Consider the following 21,176-nt stretch of genomic DNA (forward strand, 5'->3'; position numbering starts at 1 on the left):
TTGATGAACACCTTTGATCAGGTTATGGACTGGCTACAAAGCGCACGTAAGTTTGGCGTCAAGCCAGGGCTGGATCGTATGGAGCTCGTGTTATCCACCCTCCAGCACCCAGAGAAGAAGCTCCGATGCATCCATATTGGGGGAACAAATGGAAAAGGTTCTACCGTTACGTATCTTAGGAATATCTTGCAAACTGCAGGATATTCCGTGGGTACATTTACTTCTCCATATGTAGTGCGGTTTGAAGAACGGATTAGTTTAAATGGGGAACCCATTCATCAAGATGACTTTGTCCGGGCAGCACAAACGGTCCGGGATGCGATTGAACAAACGGATGACCCATTTGGACCGGCAACGGAGTTCGAAATTCTTACGTTAATTTCTTTCGTCTATTTTGAGTCGGTCGCTCCTGATTTTGTCATTTATGAAGTGGGTTTAGGTGGCAGATTGGATTCGACCAATGTCATCTTTCCTCGCGTAAGTGCGATAACGAATGTCGGGATGGACCATATGCACATTTTAGGAGATCACGTAGAAGCGATCGCGAATGAAAAGGCAGGCATTATTAAACCTCGAGTTCCTTTCATCACGTCAGTCACCGACGAGCCGTCTCTTGAAGTCATTAAAAAGAAAGCGGCAGATCTGTCCGCTCCGATTACTCGTTTAAACGATCATTTTCATGTGACACACGTGACGACCGAAGAAGAAGGCTCAACGTTTTCACTGCGTGTCCAAGATCAAGAACTTCTTCATTTACGCATCTATATGCGAGGGCGGCACCAGGTTGACAATGCTGCTCTTGCTGTTTCGATCGCGCTTGAAATTCAAAAAATGGGACATCAGGTTTCGGAAGAGGCCATTAAGAGCGGTCTCATTCAGTCGATGTGGCCTGGCCGATTGGAGAAAGTAAAGGACAAGCCGTTTACCCTCATTGACGGAGCCCATAACCCTGAAGGAATTGAAAGCCTTGTTCGTTATATGCAACCATTCGCAAAAGAACGACCGATCCATGTGATCGCAGCGGTGACAAAAGAAAAAGATGTAAACGAAATGTATGCACCTCTCCTTTCATTACAGCCGGCGTCTTTCATACTCACCTCCTTTAATCATGAGCGTTGTGCCAACCCGATAGAAGTGGCTGAAACGATGTCCTATTCAGGCATCACTGTTGAGCTGGATAATCAAAAAGCTTACAACAATGTTAAACGTGTTGCGAAAGAAACAGACGTGATTTTAATTACAGGTTCATTGTTTTTTATTTCTGAGATGCGTGCGTTTCTGACAAAATAAAAGATTTGCTGTCGATAGAAGGAATGTTACTGTCGATGGCGAATCTTATTTATTGTGGCAGTGTTTAATCGGTCGTTGGTAATGGAAAGGAACTGAATTGATTTTTTTTGGATTGATTGGTTTTATCTTTGGTTCATTTTTTTCTGTAGTTGCCGTACGCATACCTAGAGGACTGTCCATTTCTTGGCCACGCTCTCATTGCCCTTTTTGTAAGCGTACACTCCGAATGACTCATTTGATCCCCGTGTTTTCATACGTTTTTCAAAAAGGTAGGTGTTCACATTGTAAACAACCGATCTCGATAATGTATCCATGTACAGAACTCATAACGGGAGCGTTATTTGCTAGCGCATTTCTCATTTTTGGTGTTTCTACGCAACTCCTCTTTTCGATTGTCGTCATTTCCCTCTGTATCATCGTCGTGTTGACAGATCTCCTTTATTTACGAATCCCTAACAAAATTGTCGTGTTTTTTGGATTGATATTTCTCGTATACCGCCTCTTCATCGAACCTCTTTCTCCTTGGTATGATCCGCTCCTCACAGCATTTCTTTGTTTTTTGTTTCTGTTTGCTGTACTCGCTTTGTCAGGCGGAGGAATAGGCGGTGGCGATGTGAAGCTGTTTATGATTCTTGCATTGGCGCTTGGCAGCTCGATGTTTATCCTCGTCTTCTTTTTGTCGACACTGTTTGGCACAATGACAGGTATTGTGCGAAAAGGGAAAACGAAACATTATCCTCTAGCGCCTAGCATTTCCGTAGCTGTGCTCCTTACTTTATTTGCTTACGACTGGGTCTGGGAAGGAATGGACCGTGCTTTGTCATTCATTGTCAGTTATTCCTTGTATTGAACTGACAGGAATCTTCAAGGTTTGTCCTTTTCATATGATAACCTTGTCCTCATATTAATACCTTCAAGGTAGGGAGGTTCATATGGGACAAGACCGGGGGAAAATGACGTTTACGTTTCAGAATGAGAATGAAAAGAAGAAGGATGAGCCTGGAACATCAAAAAAGAAAGACAATGAACATAACACGAGCGAGCATGCGAAGACGAATCGCTCATCATCCAAAGAAGAGATTGCGCGAGGCGATTCCCAAGATGTAAAAACGAATAAGAAGTCGGCGAACAATGATCAAGGCGCGCCGGAAGCAGCAAAGAAGAAAGGTGAAAATCACAAAACGAGCGCACATGCGAAGACGAACAGCTCATCACTAAAAAAAGAGCCTGGGAAAGACAGCGATCAAGCTGTACCAACAAATGAGAAATCGGGGAAGAGTAACGAAGGCGAGCGAGTGACATCCGAGGGATTACTTCCAGCTGTGCGTACGCCAGAAGCTTCAAAAGAAACAATACACGCAGCAGAAACATCAAAATCTGAAGAGATAGAAAAAAAGCCCGTTTCTTCTTCCTCTAACCATGAAACAGTGGATGTAGTACAAAAGAAAAACGAGTGGGAGCAAAAAGGAGCACAAGAAACGACGAGTAAAAAAGCACCTGGTTTACCCTTTCATCGCAAAAAGAAACCTTCAGGTTCCGGTGGTCCAAAACGAAAAGGGCATGGTTTTGACCGTGTGAAATTCATCGGACTCATTGCAGCAGCTCTATTACTCGGAGTGGTGTTTGGTTTACCCTTATTGCAAATTGTGACGTCCTCTTCCCCTACTGATTCGGCAGAAGAAGTGATGGGGACAGCAGAAGAGGGCGGAGCGACAACGTCTGTTGGAGACGAAGTAACGTGGGCACCTCTAGAAGTTGACGTTGTACAAGCGGGAGCTTTTTCTAGTATGGAAGCAGGCGAAGATGTGCAGCGACAACTTGTGAGCGCTGGTCACCCGGCTGTGTTGCACGATGCCACAGACAGTGAATACATCTTTTTGTATGTCGGTATGACTGAAGCAAATCAAGCTGAGCAAGACCTTATGCCAGAATTCGAAGCAAATGGAATGGATGTGTACGTCAAACAACTTCAGATTGAGCCAGAAAGTGACTCAATCGACCCAACAGTGACAGCAGCAGCCAATCTATTACAAAGTGAAATTGAAGCATCTATCGGGACGGGTGTGGAGGCACCTGAGCCGCTTACCGAAGAGGTGCAAACGGTCATTTCTAACTCAACACAGTCAGGAGAACAAGTTCTTGAATCTTATGAATCACTGCAAAACAACCCAGATGATCATGCAGAATGGATGCAATTTGTTCTCGATTATGAGCGATGGGTACAAGAGTTGTGACATAATAGGAGCCACCGATCATAAAAGGAGTGCTCCCTATGACCAATCAATTAATTCTAGCTTCCTCATCACCAAGGCGGGTCGCGTTGTTACAAAGTGCCGGCTACACGTTTACCCAACACACACGCCCGGTTGATGAGGAGTTTCAGCCTAACAAATCCCCTGCAGAGAACGCGGTGAGCTTAGCGAAGAAGAAAGCGTTCGTGTTTCAAGAAGACATGTCGAAAGACGAAGTGATCCTCTCCGCAGATACGGTTATCGCTTTAGATGGGGAACCGATTGGCAAACCGAAAGATGAACGCGATGCTGTTGACATGCTTTCGCTCCTGTCCAAGACACCTCATCAAGTCATCACAGGAGTGGCTTTGGCCACTACCGATAGTGTCCGCACATTCCACGCCGAGACAAAAGTGACATTTTACCCGCTCACAGACGAACAGATCGACATGTATGTACGCACAGGTGAGCCGTTAGACAAAGCCGGAGGGTATGGAATTAATGGCCTGGCTGCTCTATTTATTAAAGAAATTGTTGGCGATTATTATAACGTTGTTGGTCTGCCATTATCTCGTCTCAGGCAAGAGCTTGAACATGTCAACATTTACCCCGATTGGTTAAATTCAAATCTGAAGAGGTGAGCCCTTGCTGCCCCCCGAAGTAAAATTACCCGTGAATGAGATGCCCCGTGAACGATTAGTCAGAGAAGGACCAGACAAGCTGTCCAATCAAGAGTTGTTAGCCATACTCCTTAGAACTGGGAGTCGCGGAGAAACTGTTCTCGACCAAAGTCAGCGTCTGCTCACTTCATTTGGTGGTCTCCTACAACTAAAGGATGCCACGGTCGAAGAACTGCAAGCTGTTCGTGGTATCGGCTTCGTAAAAGCAATTGAAATCCGCGCAACATTAGAGCTAGCAAAACGTATCCATACGATGAATACAAAAGAGAAGTGGATCATTTCTGGCCCTGAAGATGTGACCGAGCGGGTCATGGAAGAGATGCGTTTTTTGCAACAAGAACATTTTATTGCTCTCTACCTGAATACGAAAAACCAAGTAATGCACAAACAAACGTTATTTATTGGCGGGCTAAACTCTAGCATTGTCCATCCAAGAGAAGTATTTAAAGAAGGAATTCGGCGTTCAGCCGCATCGATGATCTGTTTGCACAACCATCCTTCTGGTGATCCTTCCCCAAGTAAAGAAGATATTCAAGTAACAAAACGGCTCGTTGATTGTGGGAATATCATTGGCATTCCCGTGTTGGATCATATCATTATTGGCGACCAATGTTACGTAAGCTTACGTGATCTCGGCGGGGTATTTGACTCTGTGAACCCATGAGCGTAACAGCCCAAACGTTTGAGCAATCAAACGTTTGGGTTTTTTATGTAAACGAGTGTATACCCATAGCGGGAGCGGATAAGCATCTACATAGGATAAACTTTACATTTTCCAAATTGCACGGTTTGTTGTTGCTTTCCACTGCAGGCGGATGCTTGCACTCCATAGTACAAGTGCAACATCGGTGGCGAAACATCTGCCACCGTGTTTTCTATGCACTCCATAGTACAAGTGCAACATCGGTGGCGAAACATCTGCCACCGTGTTTTCTATGCAGTCCAGACTACAAGTGCAACATCGGTGGTCTGAGTACGCCCACCGTGTTTTCTATGCACTTCAGAGTACAAGGGCGACATCGGTTCACGTTTTTGCCTCCTGGCTACGGTGTGTGGAAAGAAGGCCAAATGCCCCATATATTCATTAATGTGACACTTGAGAAAGAAAAATCATGATTTTAAATGTGAATGCGCACATAAAAGGTGTCAACTGTCACAAATATTGCGATTTGTGACAGTTGCGTGCCGAAAGTGCCCGATTTGAGGGCTGGATTGTCACATACGTGACCGGCCATCACATTCTTGTGCCAGGTGGTGGGCCTTGGTCACAACTATTCACCCTTCGGCAAACGTTTTTCGTGTTGCCCGCAACCCTTGCAGTGACGAACAAAGATCGGCAACGAAGCTGTCGAAGTGCAACGAGATGAATTTCAACAGACAATATGCAAGCACACATCCGCAAAGACCCATCTCGGTCATCCGATTCAATGAATTTCTTTCGTTCAACTTATATAGCTCAAAGTACTTATCTACGTTCCCTACGTTTAGCCAAAATTAGCGAGGTTTCTTAGGGAACGTTACGTTCCTGCAAAAGTCCTTAGCTTCTTTTTCGATTGTGACGAATTGAGGAAATTTATGAAAGCTGTTTTTACCGCTATGTTTTTAGGTAAAAATTGCGTATAATGAGTAAGGGAAATTTAGATCTAGATATGGGTCTTAGTTGTAAAAAAATACGTAATGAAGATACCGAAATTGTAACGAGACGATGATATAAAACGACGAATCAATTGAAGGTAATGAAGGGAGATACATAGATGTTTGGTGGTTTTTCTAAGGATTTAGGCATTGACTTGGGGACAGCGAATACGCTTGTATATGTAAAAGGAAAAGGGGTTGTTGTTCGTGAACCTTCAGTTGTAGCAACGCGTTCAGACAACCAACAAATTGAGGCTGTCGGTAATGACGCCAAAAATATGATTGGACGTACACCGGGTAACATTGTTGCGATTCGACCGATGAAAGACGGTGTAATTGCCGATTTTGATACGACCGCGACAATGATGAAATATTTTATACGTCAAGCACAACGGAACCGTTCTGTTTTTACGCGTAAGCCAAATGTAATGGTTTGCGTACCATCAGGAATTACTGCAGTGGAAAAACGGGCAGTTGAAGATGCGACAAAGCAAGCAGGGGCACGAGAGGCATATACGATTGAAGAACCGTTTGCTGCAGCCATCGGTGCAGATCTACCGGTTTGGGAACCTACAGGCAGTATGGTTGTTGACATCGGCGGTGGTACGACAGAAGTTGCCATCATTTCTTTAGGCGGCATTGTCACGAGCCAGTCCATTCGTGTGGCCGGTGATGAAATGGATGAATCGATTATTCAGTATATCAAGAAGACGTACAATCTCATGATCGGTGAACGTACGTCGGAAGCATTGAAAATGGAAATTGGATCAGCAGAAAAGCAAGAAAATGTTGAATCAATGGAGATTCGTGGACGTGACCTCGTCACAGGACTTCCTAAGACGATTTCAATTGAAGCGGACGAAGTTGCACAAGCACTTGAAGATACGATCACAACGATCATAGAAACCGTGAAATCGACGCTTGAGCGCACGCCGCCTGAACTGGCTGCAGATATTATGGATCGTGGCATTGTGCTCACCGGTGGTGGGGCGATGTTAGAAGGTCTGGATAAGCGCCTAGGAGAAGAAACGAACATGCCGGTGTTGGTCGCTGAAGAACCATTAGATTGTGTGGCGCTTGGTACTGGAAGAGCTTTGGAAAACCTCCATCTATTCCGTTCAAGAGCCGGAATTACAGCAAGATCCAATCGCAAGTAAAGACGCTAGACAAGGTTGTCGGTTTTTGTAAATTACTTAAACCGGCACACCATTTATAAGCGTGTAACATATAGTTCACAAAACAATAGTGTTCAAATGGGTTTCATAGAACAAGGTAGAAGGTGTCTAGCATGCCTCATTTTTTTTCGAATAAGCGTTTAATATTACTAATGGTTGGCATTATTGTCCTTGTCATTTTGGTTGGACTTACGATGCGTGAGCGTGAGCAAGCAACAATACCGGAGCAAATTGTGCAAGATTCTGTCGGGGCAGTGCAGTCGGTTTTCCAAAGGCCTGCTTATTTTGTGCGCGGCATTTATGATGACTTTATTCATATTCTAAATGTACATGAAGAAAATGAACGGCTAAAGGAACACTTGAATGACTATGCGATGTTACGTTCAGAACTGGATGGGTTACGAGAAGAGAATGAGAGTCTTACGAGCATGTATGATGGGATGGAGAGTTTAAGTTCATTCACATCAATTCCCGCGTTAGTCATTGAGCGTCAGCCCGATCGGTGGACAGAAACCATTGGGATTAATCGTGGAACGCAGCACGGGGTTGAAGCTGATATGGCTGTCATTACCGAAGAAGGGCTCATTGGAAGAGTGCAGTATACGAGTGCCTTTACGTCACAAATTCAATTGTTATCCGACGGTGAACAAACGAACCGAGTGTCTGCTAAGGTTGCCGTTGAAGATGATGAACCGGCCATTGGTTTCATTGAAGGTTGGGACCATGAACAAGATCTGTTAATCATGCAAAAGGTTGACTCAGAAAACGAACTTGAAGTCGGTCAGTTTGTAAGTACTTCTGGTTTGGGTGGGTTATTCCCTGCCGACCTACCTATTGGTGAAATTGTCGGCGTGGAGATCGATGAGTACGGGCTTACGCAAAATGCATACATCCAGCCATCTGCAGATTATTACAATATTAATCATGTAATGGTCATCGATCGCGAACAAGGCAATCTCGAAGGGATTCAAGAAGATTTTGAGAATCTGCAAGAGGAGCAAGAAGAAGAGGAAGAAAGTGAAGGGAGTGGAGAATAATGCGTTACATTCTCCCGGTGATCGTTGCCTTCCTCTTTATTATCGAAGGAACATGGTTCCAAGTGTTTTTTCCGGCTTCTTTCGATCAAGACCTCTATTGGATGCCGCGGTTTGCTTTTGTAGCGATTGTGTTTATTTCCATTTACAGAGGTGCTGTACACGGGCTGTTTTTTGGAATCATTACTGGATTTTTTCATGATGTCGTTTATTCCTATATCATTGGAATTTACATGTTTTCTTACGGTTTGCTAGGGTATATGGCAGGTTTTAACTTCTCAGCAGTCAAATCGAGACCGATTGTTGTCTTGCTTATTATGTTAGTTGGGCTTGCTGGCTTGGAAACGCTCATTTATTTCATGTATACATGGACAGGAGTTGCGTTTGTAGGCTTTGAAGAATTTGCAACCACAAGACTGATGCCGTCATTGCTTTTAAATGGTGCGTTTGGCATTGTGATCCTTTTTCCGATGCGAAAGATCTTTCAATGGATTGAAGAAAGGGAACGTATGCAGGAAAATGTATAAAGATGTGGAATCTTATCAGTAAGGCACATAGCCATTTGGCGGTTAGCGAAGATGAAAGTACCGAGGTGAGACGGTGAAAACTACATTCCAAAAGCAGTTCGTCACGATAAAAGGGACGAAAGACGGGATTGTCATTCATTTGGATGATCAGTGCAGTTATGCTTCAATCGTGTCAGAGCTTGAAGCGAAAATTGCAGAGAATCACTCAGCCTTTGATGAGGGCAAAGACGTATCGGTACGTGTGCATGCCGGTAATCGTTATTTAAACGAGGCGCAACAAGAAGAGGTAAAGGCTCTGATTGAGCATACAGGCGTTATTGTTGTTGATGAGTTTTATAGCAACGTGATGACAATTGCCCGCGCCCAGGAAGAAAGAGAACGAGATGAGTTAACGACGTATACACGGATCGTCCGCTCGGGGCAAGTGCTTCGTGTAAAAGGAGATCTTCTCATTCTTGGCGATGTGAATCCAGGCGGAATTGTTGAAGCGGTAGGGGACGTGTACATACTCGGTTCGCTTAAAGGGATTGCTAAAGCAGGGATTAAAGGGAACGAGAACGCAGTTGTTGCTGCATCTGTTATGGTTCCATCGCAAGTGAAGATTGCTGAGCATTTGTATCTTACCGAGTCAACTCGGGCAGAACGTGCTCAAGAAATTCTTTATGCAGAGCCGAAGTACGCATGCATCGAGCATCAGGAAGAAGAGATTGTTTTTCATGCATTGAACGGTCTGGCGGCATTTCGTCGTGATCGTAAGAATAGAAGGGACTAAGGAGGATATGCTGTGGGAGAAGCAATCGTCATTACATCCGGGAAAGGCGGCGTAGGGAAGACAACAACGTCGGCAAATATTGGAACAGCATTGGCGCTGCAAGGAAAACAAGTGTGCCTCCTCGATACCGATATCGGCTTAAGAAATCTTGATGTTGTCATGGGTCTTGAGAACCGCATCATTTATGATTTGGTTGATGTATTGGAAGGTCGCTGTAAAGTTCAGCAGGCACTCATCCGAGACAAGCGTTTTGAATGTCTTCATCTACTACCAGCTGCACAAACGAAAGATAAATCTGACGTCACACCAGAGCAGATGGCAGAAGTTGTCAATGAGTTGAAGCCAGATTACGACTACTTGATCATTGATTGCCCTGCAGGAATTGAGCAAGGATTCCGAAATGCGGTTGCGGGTGCGGACCAAGCGATCGTCGTCACTACACCGGATACACCTGCGGTTAGAGATGCCGATCGTGTGATCGGTCTATTGGAACAAGAAGAAATGCCTTCACCGAAGCTCGTCGTCAATCGCGTGAGAAAAGCGTCCAAGGAAAAGGGAGACGATCTGCTTGACGTAGATGATGTCGTCGCGACACTTGCCATTGACTTATTAGGTGTTGTCTTTGAAGATGAAGGTGTGCTCAGAGCTTCTCATAAAGGGGAGCCAGTAGCAACAACACCGAATACGTCCGCATCATTGGCTTATCGAAATATTGCACGAAGAATTCTTGGAGAATCTGTACCCCTGCTCTCATTAACTACGAAGAAGAGTTTTCTTGCGCGAGTGAAATCGTTGTTTGGTATTCAAGCATAATCAACAGAAGTTACGGGACCGAAAATACGGCCTGTAGCTTCTTTTTGTTTCCGTGGTATATCCTTGTCCATTTCCACATATCTATGAAGAAAGTGGGTGACTGAATGGGACGGAGGGGTTCCGATGGGAGACCAGTTGGATCAAATTCGAAGAGAAGCCGAAAAGAAACGTAGGAAAGAGTGGAAACCTGCAGATTCACCGAAAGAAAAGACACATCTTGCGTATTACCCGAGTCGTGAAGAGATGAATGAGCATGAGCCAGAGTTTTACATGTGGCGTGATGATGAAAAGAAAATGAAGACGAGCAGCCGGAATGAAAAGGTGCGGCAGCGATTTTTTATACAATGGCTATGTGCACTAGGCATCTTTGTCGTGACAGCAATTGTTGCACAAACAAATCAAGCCTCTCTCGAACCTGTTCGACAAACGGCCATGCAGTGGTACGGTGAGGAGTTTCAATTTGCAGCGGTTTCTGGCTGGTACGAAGAGCAGTTTGGCCGACCGCTTGCATTATTTCCTGGAGATTTGAATGAATCCGGCGAACAAATAGAGGCACCGATTGGAGAGGGATATGCACTTCCAGCAGCCGGAATAATTGAGGTTCGTGAATCGTTTTCAGAAAACGGACAGGCAATGATTGTCGAAACAGCGGAAGATGCAATGGTGACGGCTGCTCGCGGTGGGGTCGTTATTCGAGCGGGTGCCGATTCAGAATGGGGAGACGCGGTCGTCGTTCAGCATGAAGATGGAACTGAGGCAATGTATGGTACGCTCGATGCCATTGATGTGAATTTATATGACCATGTGCAGTCAGGTGATGTGCTCGGAGCAGTCACGACGAGTGATGAGTTTGAAGGCGGCAGCTTCATGTTTGGCTTACGAAAGAACAATGAGTTTATTGACCCCAATGAAGTGATGACATTTGATTGATCTCTTTCGAACAATACGAATTCACCCTGTATTTTGGCTCGTCATTGGGTTGGCGATAGCCACAGGTTATTTTCGGGAGTTAATCATGTTATTTTGTATTGTTTTCTGTCATGAGATGGGTCATGCAATCGCTGCTCAGAAATTGGGATGGCGGATTAAAAAGATTGAGCTGTTGCCGTTTGGCGGTGTAGCTGAGACAGAAGAATACGGGAATCGACCGCACCGCGAGGAAGTGATTGTCATATTGGCAGGACCTTTGCAACACGTTTTCCTCATCGGATTATCGTTTTTGGCTTTGTCATTGTTTCCATTTTGGTCGCAAGCGGATCACGAACTGTTCATCTACCATAATCTAACGATCTTATTGTTTAATTTACTGCCTGTATTGCCACTTGATGGCGGCCGACTCGCACAAGTGGCTTATACATCGATTCGCCCTTTTCGTGAGGCACAGCAGATTTCATTGTTAACATCGCTTGCTGTATTAGTTATTGTCATGACACTCACTGCCATGTACTTCCCTCTACATTTGCAATGGTGGATGATTATTTTCTTTTTAGCCATTGCAAATTTCCTTGAGTGGAAGCAACAACCTTACGGATACCAGCGGTTCTTGTTAGAACGCAAACGTTTTGAACCAGACGTAGAAGCGAAGGTGCAATCTGTGCCTGCGAATTTAAAGCTATCCGCAGCGATAAAACAGCTATACAAAGGAAAGCCTACCCTTTATCGGGTGATTGAATCTGGGCAGTTTCTTGAAGAAAAAGATTTGTTGCGGTATTGGTTTTATGATGACCATTTTTATGAAACCGACCGAGGTGGGCAGGAGCTACACATCGGCGATATCATTGACAACCGTCCGGTCCTATGATAACATTTTTATGTTGTTTGGAACCCCCAAACTACAACCGCACAGAAGAGGTTTTAAGTTCGAAGGTAGAACACCTCGGATGGCGAGTCTTAGGAAATCGGGAGGTGCATAGGAATGTACGCAATTATTGAAACAGGTGGAAAGCAGATCAAAGTTGAAGAAGGTCAGCAGATCTTTATCGAGAAGCTTCCAGAAACAGCAGGAGACGCTGTCACTTTTGACCGTGTTGTTTTCGTTGGTGGAGATGACACGAAAGTAGGAGCTCCTTATGTAGAAGGTGCGAAAGTTACAGGTACTGTTGAGAAACAAGGGAAGAACAAGAAGATCACCATCTACAAGTTTAAGCGTCGTAAAGGCTATCGTCGTAAGCAAGGACACCGTCAGCCTTACACGAAAGTTAAGATTGACAGCATCTCTCTATAAGGGTGCACGTTGATGATTCGACTTACGATTGTAAGAAACGAAGAAAATCGTACGATACACTCATTTGAGTTAAGCGGGCATGCGAATGCCGCTGAATATGGTGAAGACATCGTATGTGCCGGCGTATCAGCAGTTGCGATCGGTACAGTGAATGCCATCGAAGCGCTTTGCGAGCAGCCACTGACCATTCAATCAGAGGACGACGGCGGGTATTTGTACGGCGAAGTGCCTCGCAGTTGGACAGGTCGAGTTGCTGAAGACGGACAGCTATTACTTGAAGGTATGGTTGTTGCACTAAAGAGCATCCAACAATCGTACGGTGAATTCATACATGTAAATGAAATTTCAGGAGGTGCAGACAAATGCTAAACATGAACCTACAGTTTTTCGCTCAGAAAAAAGGGGTAGGGAGTACGAAGAACGGTCGTGACTCCATTTCTAAACGCCTAGGGACGAAGCGCGGTGACGGTCAGCTAGTAACAGGTGGCTCCATCCTCGTTCGCCAACGCGGCACAAAGATCTATCCTGGTGAGAATGTTGGTAAAGGCGGAGACGATACACTTTTCGCGAAAATCGACGGCGTCGTTAAATTCGAGCGTCTCGGTAAAAAGCGTAAGCAAGTAAGTGTATACACAAAAGAAGCATAAATCGCCAAAAGGCGGGTAAAGGCAAAGTCCTTTACCCGCCTTTTTTTGCGTTTTTCAAGTGTCGGTAAAATTGACAGAACGTTAACAATCCTTAGTTGTTTTTTTACAAACGATTCAACTGTCCTCAATAATGAGTCGCTATAGTAAGACATGTAAGGGAAATCATGTACTCAATTAGGGGGATTAAACGGATGAAGAAGCATCATCTTCTAAAAGTAACAGGAATTGTGGCATTGTTGACACTTGCAGCTTGTGATAGCGGGGATTCAGAAGATGCTACGGCGACGAATGAAGCAGACGAACCCGCTTCAGGTGAAGCTGAATCATTGGACAATGAAGAAGCATCCAACTTGGAAGGGACAGTCACCATTTCTGGCTCCACTTCGGTTCAACCGATCTCTGAAGAGTTAGCGGTTCCTTTTATGGAAGAGAATCCAGATACAAGAATTGAAGTTTCCGGTGGGGGATCAGGTGCAGGTGTGACCGCAGCTCAGCAAGGTGCATCAGACTTTGGCGCTGTCTCTCGTGAAATTGCTGAAGACGAAACAGGCATTGAAGAATACGTCATTGCTCTTGACGGCATTGCCATTATTGTTCACCCAGACAATGCTCTATCAGAACTAGCGTTAGAAGATGTCACAGACATTTTCTCTGGTGAGGTGACAAATTGGTCTGAAATCGGTGGAGATGATGCTGACATCGTTGTTGTAAGTCGAGAAGATGGCTCAGGAACACGAGATGCATTTACAGATATTGTGCTCGGAGAAGATGATCTTATCGATTCTGCACTCATTCAGAATACGACCGGCGGTGTTGCTGAGAGCGTAGCAAATGATCCGTTTGCAGTTGGGTACATGTCAACAGGTAGCATGAGTGATTCTGTTCAAGGTCTTAATATTGATGGTGCTGAACCGACAGATGAAAACATTCGATCAGGTGAGTATCCCGTCTCTAGACCGTTCAATTATGTAAGCAACGAAAATGAGCCTTTAAGTGAAGTCGCCCAAGCATTTCTCGATTTCATTCTTGGCGATGACGGTCAACAAGTCGTTGAAGATAATGGATTTATATCCGTTGATTAACGATTAAGCAAGGCGTGGAGAGCGAACAGGGTGGGGATAGCTGCCCTGTTTTTTACAATGAAAAATAATATCCTTCAAGAGCGGTCATGGGGTGGTTACAGTAATGTTTCAAAAGGTGCGGAATAGAAAAAGTAACATCGAAGAAAGTATTGTCAAAAAAATTCTATTGATCATGGCGTTAACTTCTGTTTTGTCTTTAGGACTTATTGCATTTTTTATATTTATGGAAGGTTTGCCTTTCATGTTTAATTATGGCATAACAGAGTTTATTTTTGGGACAACATGGGATCCAACCAATCAAGTGTACGGTATTTTTCCGATGATTGTTGGTTCTGTGTTGGCGACGGTTTTAGCCATTTCCATTGGAGCGCCCATCGGAATTGCTGTAGCGGTGTTCTTAGTAGAAATCGCACCTCCTCGAGTGGCGAAAGTCATTCGGCCGGCAGTGCAACTCATGGAAGGTATCCCCTCGGTTGTGATTGGGCTATTTGGTATGGTGATTATTTTAGACCTCATCCGTCGTCTTTCGCGTGGACCTTTAAGTGAATTTTTACCGTCCACCTATCAAACCGGGTATTCGGTGTTAGCGGGAGCCATCATTTTAGTCATTATGATTTTGCCGACGATTATATCGATCTCAGCGGATGCCATTCGAGCTGTGCCGAAGGAATATAAACAAGCAGCTTTAGCTTTAGGATCATCGAAGTGGCAAACGATTTACCGAGTCGTTGTGCCTGCAGCGAAATCGGGTCTAATTGCGGCGGTTGTTCTTGGGGTTGGCCGAGCTATAGGCGAGACAATGGCCATCATTATGGTCATCGGGAATACCGTTCTTATCCCTGAACTCGGTTGGGAAAGTATTTTTGCACCTGTTCGAACACTAACGGGGAACATTGCATTGGAGATGGGGTATGCCGGACCTGAGCACCGTCAAGCGTTGTTTGCGACAGGCATCATTCTATTTATGTTCATCATAATCATTAATTCAATCACGATTGTTCTTAGAAAAAAGGAGTATTGACCCGATGTTCAATGTGAAACCAAACCATATGATCAAAGTGAAACGAAGTCAAAGGTTAGCATTTACAATGTTGAGTCTTGCCGCTCTACTCACCGTTATCATTCTATTCGGCATCCTCTTTTATATTATGAGTCAAGGATTTTCGGTCATTAGTATGGAGTTTCTCTTCACTGAACCTCGGAGCATGGGGACCGAAGGTGGTGTATTTTCTGCGATACTTGGAACGATCTATCTTGTTGCACTCGTTCTCCTTATTGCAACGCCTGTTGGTGTAGGAACAGCCGTTTATTTGAACGAATATATGCCTGCGGGTCGATTTAAAAATATCATACGGTTCTCTACAGAACTTCTTGCCGGGATTCCATCGATTGTATTCGGGATGTTTGGGTTTATTTTCTTTGTTCTTATGCTAGGTGATCACACTGGTGGGTTTTCAATTCTTTCTGGGGCATTAACAGGTGTGATGATGATCTTACCAGTCATTATTCGTGCATCGGAAGAGTCACTTCGGAGTGTGCCAAACACGTTAAAAGAAGCAAGCTTAGCGTTAGGGACGACGCGTTGGTATACGATTAAAAAGATTGTTTTACCATTTGCATTACCAGGAATTACGACGAGCATCATCTTATCAATCGGGCGCGTTATCGGTGAAACTGCAGCATTTTTGTTAACGCTCGGGGGCAGTCTTTTAGTCGCTACTTCGATATTTGATGGGAGCAGAACACTTGCTTTGCATCTCTACCTCGTTGCGATGGAAACAGGGGATTTACAAATGGCGCTCGGTTCTGGAGCAGTGCTCATCATTCTGATCATCATCATTAATTTTACTGCTGCCGGATTGTTCAAATTGCTCGTACGCCGCTTTTCAACATAAACGCCGAGAGAGGGGTCAAGACCAGTGATTGATCATAAAGAAAAAGAAGTGAAGATTACCGCCCAAAACGTAGACTTCTTTTACGGCCAAAAAAAAGCGCTAAAAGATATCTCATTGGATATAAACAAAAATGAAGTATTCGCTCTCATCGGCCCGTCTGGTTGTGGGAAGACGACATTCTTACGAATATTAAATCGAATGAATGATTTGATCCCGAAAACGAAAGTCAGTGGGACCGTACGAATTGAAGGTCAAGATATTTATGATCCGCAAGTCGATGAGGTGCAGTTACGAAAATCAGTCGGCACCGTCTTTCAAAAGCCAAACCCATTTCCAATCAGTATATTCGAAAACGTTGCCTACGGGCCAAAAGCAAATGGAATTAAAAACAAGAAAAAACTGATGGAAATCGTTGAAAGAAGTTTGCGTCAAGCAGCGCTATGGGATGAAGTGAAGAATCGGTTGAATGACAGTGCGATGAGCCTTTCTGGTGGACAACAACAAAGGCTCTGTATTGCACGGGTCGTCGCCATTGAGCCTGATATTATTTTAATGGATGAACCGACATCCGCTCTAGACCCGATTGCCACGTCCAAAGTAGAAGAATTAATTCATGAATTAAAGAGCAATTATACGGTCGTTATCGTCACCCATAATATGCAACAAGCGGCACGAGTATCAGATCGCACTGCTTTTTTTCTTAACGGCAATGTCGTTGAAGCAGGTGACACGCATCAATTATTTACAAACCCGAAGGAACAAGAAACCGAAGATTATATTACAGGTAAATTTGGTTAATGTACGTGTGAGATAAAACGAAACAGATGGAGGGTGCGGTATGGTAAAACTTGCAGCACGACCTGAACTAGAAATGCATGAAGCTATGGTAAACAGCGCAACACCTCAAACTGAAACAGTCTATCAGATAGAAGATTTGCGAGTAGCCTACGGGGACAATGAAGTCTTACACGGCGTCAGTCTACCAATTAGAAAAAATCAAGTGACGGCGTTAATTGGTCCTTCTGGATGTGGAAAGTCAACGTTGTTAAAGACACTAAACCTTATGATTTACGCTGATGAACACGTTCATATGAGCGGAACGATTTCGTTTGAGGGTGAGAATATCTTACGTGAAAAACAAGACCCGTTGGATTTACGCAAACGTGTAGGCATGGTTTTTCAAAAGCCAAGCCCGTTCCGCAAATCCATTTTTGACAATGTTTCATACGGGCCGAAAGTTCACGGCGTAAAAAAGAAAGATCTTGCCGAGATTGTTGAGCGATCACTCAAAGATGCCTATCTTTTCGATGAAGTGAAAGATCGATTACATGATTCAGCGTTCAGTCTGTCTGGTGGTCAGCAACAAAGACTTTGTATTGCTCGTGCACTTGCAACATCCCCTGAAGTGATATTAATGGATGAACCGACATCCGCCTTAGATCCAAAAGCAACTCTTGCTGTCGAAGATTTGATTAGTAAATTAAAAGAGAAATATACCGTGGTGTTAGTGACGCATCAAATGGAGCAGGCAGCGAGAGTTTCGAATTCTACCGCGTTTTTATATATGGGAAATGTCGTTGAGCATGGTGAAACGCATCGATTATTTTCGAATCCGTTAAGGAAACAGACGGAAGATTATATTACAGGACGTTTCGGTTAGGAGAGCTGGCATGCAAGGAAGAACAGTTTTACAAACGGAAATTCAATCCTTACATGAACAATTATATGAGATGGGAACGTTGGCGTATCATTCGCTAAAAGCATCTTTAGTTGCTTTAACAGCAGGAGATATTGAGCATTCTAAACAAATCATCGAACAAGATAAAACGATTAACGAAACAGATCTACGAGTAAATGAGCACATCGTGCAATTGCTCGTGACACAACAGCCAGTCGCGACCGACTTGAGAACGTTAACAGCGATGATGAAAGTGTCTACTGATCTCGAACGTCTTGGTGATTTGGCAGTAGAGATTGCTAAAGCAAATTTGCACCGTATACCGCAAGCATTTTCTCTTGAAGAAACAGAAATTATAACCGAGATGGGCGAATACAGTGTGCGTATGTTGAAGGGAGCCATTGAAGCTTTTTATCATTTGCAAGTAAACGAAGTCAAGCAAATCGAGGAACAAGATCGAACTCTTGACGATCTTTACGGTCGAGCCATTCAACAATTTATATTGAATACACATGATGAACGGACCATCGTCCAGCTCGCCTACACCGCACGTTCTTTGGAACGGGTTGGAGATCACTGTACGAACTTAGCAGAACAAGTTCTATACGTTGTAGAAGGTGTACATCGTGATTTGAATCGGCATTAATTGTGTGAAAATGTGGTGACAAGAAAAAAAGCTTTACAGAGAGATGAATACCCGCTATACTAAGTTTATAAAATTCAGAAAGGGTGATCACACATGACAACACGTAAACGAGGACACTTCGTCACAACTTCATACTGGACACATGTGGGGATTATCCCATTCGTCGATGCTAACTGTCGACGAGCTGGATCGTTGTAGCCGTTTTACAATGTGCGATGTTTTTTACAATACGAAATGACCATCCTCCGCCTGTGTGAAACGGTCGGGGGATTTTTGTGTGTAAAAAAAGATTCATAATTGCTGCACATTTGCGTAGAAATAGCGGAGTGTGGAACGTTCAAACGAACGTTTTCATATATTTACATTGGACCTGAAAGGAGGAAGAGCCTAATGAGAACGCTCATTAGCGGAACACAGATCAATACTTGGAATGAGGATACCTCTCCCTAAAATGGATACAGAAAGGAGGCGGGAAGTATGCGAATTCATTTAATGTTAATCACAGTAATCATTAAACCTCGCTTCTTTTCAAAAGAAGAAATTGAAAAAGCGTATGAATACCAACAACGAGAACGATCTTATCATCGGATGAAAGATCAAGCGTTGCGAAATTTCTATATGTAAACACGTACAACGTGGTGAAGCCTAGATTTTGCTTCACCACGTTTTAATATAGGCCAATTCGTATGTGCGTCAACGATTGAAGTGTGAAACAGTAAGAGAGATACGAAGAAACAATGAACCTTGAAAATTCGCCATTCCACAGCATAGTGTTTGATCGCTAGTTATTTTGTCGAGAAAGCTCAAACTACTCGCTCGATATACCGATATGAGAAGTAGACGTGTGAATATGAAGAGGTGAAAGCATGGCTCATGCAGAATATCGACAATTGTTCATTGATGAGAGTGTTGAGCATTTGCAAAATATACAAGACTGTTTGTTTGAGTTAGAGAAAGACACAGCGAATCGAAGTGTCGTTGAGGAGATCTTTCGATCGGCCCACACATTAAAGGGCATGGCTGCGACGATGGAGTTTACAGACGTCGCCAACTTAACACACACGATGGAAAATGTGTTGGACCTCATTCGCAGTGATGAGCTTACATTAACGGTAGATACGATTGATGTAATGTTTCAGTCAGCGGATGCATTGGAAGAGATGGTCCAAGGAATCGCTTCTGGTGGAGACGGAACTAAAGATGTAACAGCGCTCGTCGAGCGGTTAGAGAAAGTTACAAACGGTGAACAACTCGAGGAAGAAAAGCCCGGATTGGCAGTGAAAACGGCGTATAATGAGTTTGAATGGACGGTTATTGAACAATCTCTTGAAGATGGTTTTCGTGCATATGAAATTGAGGTTTATATAGATGAACAAGCGATGCTCAAATCGGTGAGGGCGTTCATGGTGCTTCAAAGTCTAGAGTCTTTTGGTGACGTCATCAAATCAGTACCCACTACCGAGGAATTGGAAGCTGAAGCATTTGAGAATCGTTTCGTACTCACATTTATTTCCCGGGAAAAGAAGGATGTATTAGAGCAAACGGTCGGACAAGTGTCAGAAATTCAAGAGGTGAATATTTCAGACGTTCAAACAAACGTGAGCAAAGAAAAAGAACACGGAACGACGCAAGAAGAAGTACCCCGTCCAGCAGATGCGCTTCCATCGAAAACTGAAACGAGTAAAACGGTACGAATTAATGTACAACGATTGGATACGTTGATGAACTTGTTTGAAGAGCTCATCATTAATCGGAGCAGAATGGAAGGCATTGCCGCACGCATTGATGATTCAGAACTCACTTCTTCAATTGAACGGTTAACGAGAAACGCACAGCAACTGCAAGATGTGATCTTGAGCATGAGGATGATGAGTGTTGAACATGTATTTAACCGTTTTCCGAGCATGGTAAGAAAATTGTCTAAAGAGCTCGGAAAATCAGTTGATTTGCAGATGAGTGGAACGAGTACAGAATTGGACCGGTCCATTATCGATGAGATTGGCGATCCGCTCGTGCATCTTTTACGTAATTCGATTGACCACGGGATTGAACATCCTGAAACGAGACGTGAGCAAGGAAAACGTGAGCAAGGGACGATACAACTGCGAGCATTTCATCGAGGAAACAGTGTCTATATTGAAGTTTCAGACGATGGTGCGGGCATTAACCGAGAAAAAGTTAAAGCTAGTGCGTTAGGAAAAGGGGTCATTACACATGCTGAGGCAGAGCGAATGGATGACCATCAAATTTATCAATTGTTATTTTCATCGGGGTTTAGCACAGCAACAGAGATTACGAATGTTTCAGGTAGGGGTGTCGGTTTAGATGTTGTAAAACAAACATTTGAATCGTTAGGCGGAAAGATCTCGGTAAGTAGTACGCATGGGAGTGGATCGGTGTTTTCCATTCAGCTTCCGTTAACGTTATCCATTATGGATGTGATGCTCGTACAGACTGAGGATGAATGGTATGGCATTCCGATTTCTTCCATCGTTGAAACCGCCATCGTAAAAAGAGCGGAAATTTATAAAGCGCAAGGAAAGATGGTGACAAATTATCGGAATCACGTCATCCCTGTCGTCCACTTGTCTGAGGCATTTGAAATTCCGCCGAGTACCAAAGCGAGGCACTCGACGTTTGAAGATGACTTTCAATCTCTCATTATTGTGAAGCATCGTGACTACGCCGTTGCCATTGCCGTAGAATCTCTCGTTGGTCAGCAAGATGTCGTCTTAAAGTCACTTGGCAATTATTTAGGGAATGTGAAAGGAATCTCTGGTGCTGCGATTCTAGGTAATGGAGATGTGATCCTGATTATTGATACGAATAGTTTATTGAATGAATAGG

General features: G+C 43.9%; 23 protein-coding genes and 1 other annotated feature. All 23 genes read left to right on the forward strand.

The window, feature by feature from the left end; translation table 11 throughout:
• Positions 1-3: 3 nt before the first annotated feature.
• Complete coding sequence (locus tag ACE1TF_RS00210) at positions 4-1,290, forward strand: bifunctional folylpolyglutamate synthase/dihydrofolate synthase (protein WP_375013345.1); 1,287 nt, start codon at positions 4-6, stop codon at positions 1,288-1,290.
• Between the two features lie 112 nt (positions 1,291-1,402).
• Complete coding sequence (locus ACE1TF_RS00215) at positions 1,403-2,140, forward strand: prepilin peptidase (protein ID WP_375014072.1); 738 nt, start codon at positions 1,403-1,405, stop codon at positions 2,138-2,140.
• 82 nt (positions 2,141-2,222) lie between these two features.
• Positions 2,223-3,524 carry a hypothetical protein gene (locus ACE1TF_RS00220; RefSeq protein WP_375013347.1) on the forward strand — a complete coding sequence of 434 codons (1,302 nt, stop codon included), beginning with the start codon at positions 2,223-2,225 and terminating at the stop codon, positions 3,522-3,524.
• A gap of 38 nt (positions 3,525-3,562) precedes the next feature.
• Positions 3,563-4,162 carry a Maf family protein gene (locus ACE1TF_RS00225; RefSeq protein ID WP_042399095.1) on the forward strand — a complete coding sequence of 200 codons (600 nt, stop codon included), beginning with the start codon at positions 3,563-3,565 and terminating at the stop codon, positions 4,160-4,162.
• A gap of 4 nt (positions 4,163-4,166) precedes the next feature.
• Positions 4,167-4,865 carry a RadC family protein gene (radC, locus tag ACE1TF_RS00230; protein ID WP_375013349.1) on the forward strand — a complete coding sequence of 233 codons (699 nt, stop codon included), beginning with the start codon at positions 4,167-4,169 and terminating at the stop codon, positions 4,863-4,865.
• A 1,090-nt stretch (positions 4,866-5,955) separates the two neighbouring features.
• Positions 5,956-6,993, forward strand: coding sequence for a rod shape-determining protein (locus ACE1TF_RS00235; protein WP_042426975.1), 1,038 nt, complete (start codon positions 5,956-5,958; stop codon positions 6,991-6,993).
• 131 nt (positions 6,994-7,124) lie between these two features.
• Positions 7,125-8,048 carry a rod shape-determining protein MreC gene (gene mreC, locus ACE1TF_RS00240; protein WP_042426978.1) on the forward strand — a complete coding sequence of 308 codons (924 nt, stop codon included), beginning with the start codon at positions 7,125-7,127 and terminating at the stop codon, positions 8,046-8,048.
• The gene (gene mreD, locus ACE1TF_RS00245; RefSeq protein WP_042399098.1) at positions 8,048-8,572 is read left to right on the forward strand and encodes a rod shape-determining protein MreD; all 525 of its coding nucleotides are present in this window, start codon (positions 8,048-8,050) and stop codon (positions 8,570-8,572) included. The genes mreC and mreD overlap by 1 nt, the downstream gene beginning before the upstream one ends.
• 73 nt (positions 8,573-8,645) lie before the next feature.
• The gene (gene minC, locus ACE1TF_RS00250; RefSeq protein ID WP_375013352.1) at positions 8,646-9,344 is read left to right on the forward strand and encodes a septum site-determining protein MinC; all 699 of its coding nucleotides are present in this window, start codon (positions 8,646-8,648) and stop codon (positions 9,342-9,344) included.
• Positions 9,345-9,356: 12 nt separating this feature from the next.
• Positions 9,357-10,157, forward strand: coding sequence for a septum site-determining protein MinD (gene minD, locus ACE1TF_RS00255; RefSeq protein WP_042399104.1), 801 nt, complete (start codon positions 9,357-9,359; stop codon positions 10,155-10,157).
• Between the two features lie 123 nt (positions 10,158-10,280).
• Positions 10,281-11,087, forward strand: a complete 807-nt coding sequence (locus ACE1TF_RS00260) for a peptidoglycan DD-metalloendopeptidase family protein (RefSeq protein ID WP_375013355.1) — start codon at positions 10,281-10,283, stop codon at positions 11,085-11,087.
• Positions 11,080-11,958: a M50 family metallopeptidase gene (locus tag ACE1TF_RS00265; RefSeq protein ID WP_375013357.1), complete on the forward strand. Its 879-nt coding sequence runs from the start codon at positions 11,080-11,082 to the stop codon at positions 11,956-11,958. Before ACE1TF_RS00260 ends, ACE1TF_RS00265 begins: the two co-directional genes overlap by 8 nt.
• 25 nt (positions 11,959-11,983) lie before the next feature.
• Positions 11,984-12,058: a sequence feature (ribosomal protein L21 leader region), on the forward strand.
• Positions 12,059-12,072: 14 nt separating this feature from the next.
• Positions 12,073-12,381 carry a 50S ribosomal protein L21 gene (gene rplU / locus ACE1TF_RS00270; protein WP_042399107.1) on the forward strand — a complete coding sequence of 103 codons (309 nt, stop codon included), beginning with the start codon at positions 12,073-12,075 and terminating at the stop codon, positions 12,379-12,381.
• Between the two features lie 12 nt (positions 12,382-12,393).
• Positions 12,394-12,750, forward strand: a complete 357-nt coding sequence (locus ACE1TF_RS00275; RefSeq protein ID WP_042399109.1) for a ribosomal-processing cysteine protease Prp — start codon at positions 12,394-12,396, stop codon at positions 12,748-12,750.
• Positions 12,744-13,028: a 50S ribosomal protein L27 gene (gene rpmA, locus ACE1TF_RS00280; RefSeq protein ID WP_042426987.1), complete on the forward strand. Its 285-nt coding sequence runs from the start codon at positions 12,744-12,746 to the stop codon at positions 13,026-13,028. Before ACE1TF_RS00275 ends, rpmA begins: the two co-directional genes overlap by 7 nt.
• A gap of 191 nt (positions 13,029-13,219) precedes the next feature.
• The gene (locus ACE1TF_RS00285; protein WP_375013360.1) at positions 13,220-14,110 is read left to right on the forward strand and encodes a phosphate ABC transporter substrate-binding protein; all 891 of its coding nucleotides are present in this window, start codon (positions 13,220-13,222) and stop codon (positions 14,108-14,110) included.
• A gap of 103 nt (positions 14,111-14,213) precedes the next feature.
• A complete protein-coding gene (pstC, locus tag ACE1TF_RS00290) occupies positions 14,214-15,131 on the forward strand; it encodes a phosphate ABC transporter permease subunit PstC (RefSeq protein ID WP_375013362.1) in 918 nt (305 codons plus the stop codon).
• A 4-nt stretch (positions 15,132-15,135) separates the two neighbouring features.
• Positions 15,136-16,005, forward strand: coding sequence for a phosphate ABC transporter permease PstA (pstA, locus tag ACE1TF_RS00295; protein WP_375013364.1), 870 nt, complete (start codon positions 15,136-15,138; stop codon positions 16,003-16,005).
• A 24-nt stretch (positions 16,006-16,029) separates the two neighbouring features.
• Positions 16,030-16,803, forward strand: a complete 774-nt coding sequence (gene pstB / locus ACE1TF_RS00300) for a phosphate ABC transporter ATP-binding protein PstB (RefSeq protein ID WP_375013366.1) — start codon at positions 16,030-16,032, stop codon at positions 16,801-16,803.
• Positions 16,804-16,888: 85 nt separating this feature from the next.
• On the forward strand, positions 16,889-17,665 hold the full coding sequence (pstB, locus tag ACE1TF_RS00305; protein ID WP_375014074.1) for a phosphate ABC transporter ATP-binding protein PstB: 777 nt from the start codon (positions 16,889-16,891) through the stop codon (positions 17,663-17,665).
• A gap of 10 nt (positions 17,666-17,675) precedes the next feature.
• A complete protein-coding gene (gene phoU / locus ACE1TF_RS00310; RefSeq protein WP_375013368.1) occupies positions 17,676-18,329 on the forward strand; it encodes a phosphate signaling complex protein PhoU in 654 nt (217 codons plus the stop codon).
• 477 nt (positions 18,330-18,806) lie between these two features.
• Positions 18,807-18,953, forward strand: a complete 147-nt coding sequence (locus ACE1TF_RS00315; RefSeq protein WP_375013370.1) for a hypothetical protein — start codon at positions 18,807-18,809, stop codon at positions 18,951-18,953.
• Between the two features lie 242 nt (positions 18,954-19,195).
• The gene (locus ACE1TF_RS00320) at positions 19,196-21,175 is read left to right on the forward strand and encodes a chemotaxis protein CheW (RefSeq protein WP_375013372.1); all 1,980 of its coding nucleotides are present in this window, start codon (positions 19,196-19,198) and stop codon (positions 21,173-21,175) included.
• Position 21,176: the final 1 nt, after the last annotated feature.

The sequence above is a fragment of the Geomicrobium sp. JSM 1781026 genome, assembly GCF_041949955.1.
Taxonomy (GTDB): Bacteria; Bacillota; Bacilli; order Bacillales; family Marinococcaceae; genus Geomicrobium_A.

Coding starts and splice junctions, on each gene's coding strand:
- rplU (WP_042399107.1), top strand. CDS start 12,073: ATGTACGCAATTATTGAAACAGGTGGAAAGCAGATCAAAGTTGAAGAA.
- ACE1TF_RS00220 (WP_375013347.1), top strand. CDS start 2,223: ATGGGACAAGACCGGGGGAAAATGACGTTTACGTTTCAGAATGAGAAT.
- pstB (WP_375014074.1), top strand. CDS start 16,889: ATGGTAAACAGCGCAACACCTCAAACTGAAACAGTCTATCAGATAGAA.
- ACE1TF_RS00235 (WP_042426975.1), top strand. CDS start 5,956: ATGTTTGGTGGTTTTTCTAAGGATTTAGGCATTGACTTGGGGACAGCG.
- pstC (WP_375013362.1), top strand. CDS start 14,214: ATGTTTCAAAAGGTGCGGAATAGAAAAAGTAACATCGAAGAAAGTATT.
- ACE1TF_RS00320 (WP_375013372.1), top strand. CDS start 19,196: ATGGCTCATGCAGAATATCGACAATTGTTCATTGATGAGAGTGTTGAG.
- ACE1TF_RS00260 (WP_375013355.1), top strand. CDS start 10,281: ATGGGAGACCAGTTGGATCAAATTCGAAGAGAAGCCGAAAAGAAACGT.
- mreD (WP_042399098.1), top strand. CDS start 8,048: ATGCGTTACATTCTCCCGGTGATCGTTGCCTTCCTCTTTATTATCGAA.
- ACE1TF_RS00275 (WP_042399109.1), top strand. CDS start 12,394: ATGATTCGACTTACGATTGTAAGAAACGAAGAAAATCGTACGATACAC.
- mreC (WP_042426978.1), top strand. CDS start 7,125: ATGCCTCATTTTTTTTCGAATAAGCGTTTAATATTACTAATGGTTGGC.
- rpmA (WP_042426987.1), top strand. CDS start 12,744: ATGCTAAACATGAACCTACAGTTTTTCGCTCAGAAAAAAGGGGTAGGG.
- ACE1TF_RS00315 (WP_375013370.1), top strand. CDS start 18,807: ATGCGAATTCATTTAATGTTAATCACAGTAATCATTAAACCTCGCTTC.
- pstA (WP_375013364.1), top strand. CDS start 15,136: ATGTTCAATGTGAAACCAAACCATATGATCAAAGTGAAACGAAGTCAA.
- ACE1TF_RS00225 (WP_042399095.1), top strand. CDS start 3,563: ATGACCAATCAATTAATTCTAGCTTCCTCATCACCAAGGCGGGTCGCG.
- phoU (WP_375013368.1), top strand. CDS start 17,676: ATGCAAGGAAGAACAGTTTTACAAACGGAAATTCAATCCTTACATGAA.
- ACE1TF_RS00285 (WP_375013360.1), top strand. CDS start 13,220: ATGAAGAAGCATCATCTTCTAAAAGTAACAGGAATTGTGGCATTGTTG.
- ACE1TF_RS00210 (WP_375013345.1), top strand. CDS start 4: ATGAACACCTTTGATCAGGTTATGGACTGGCTACAAAGCGCACGTAAG.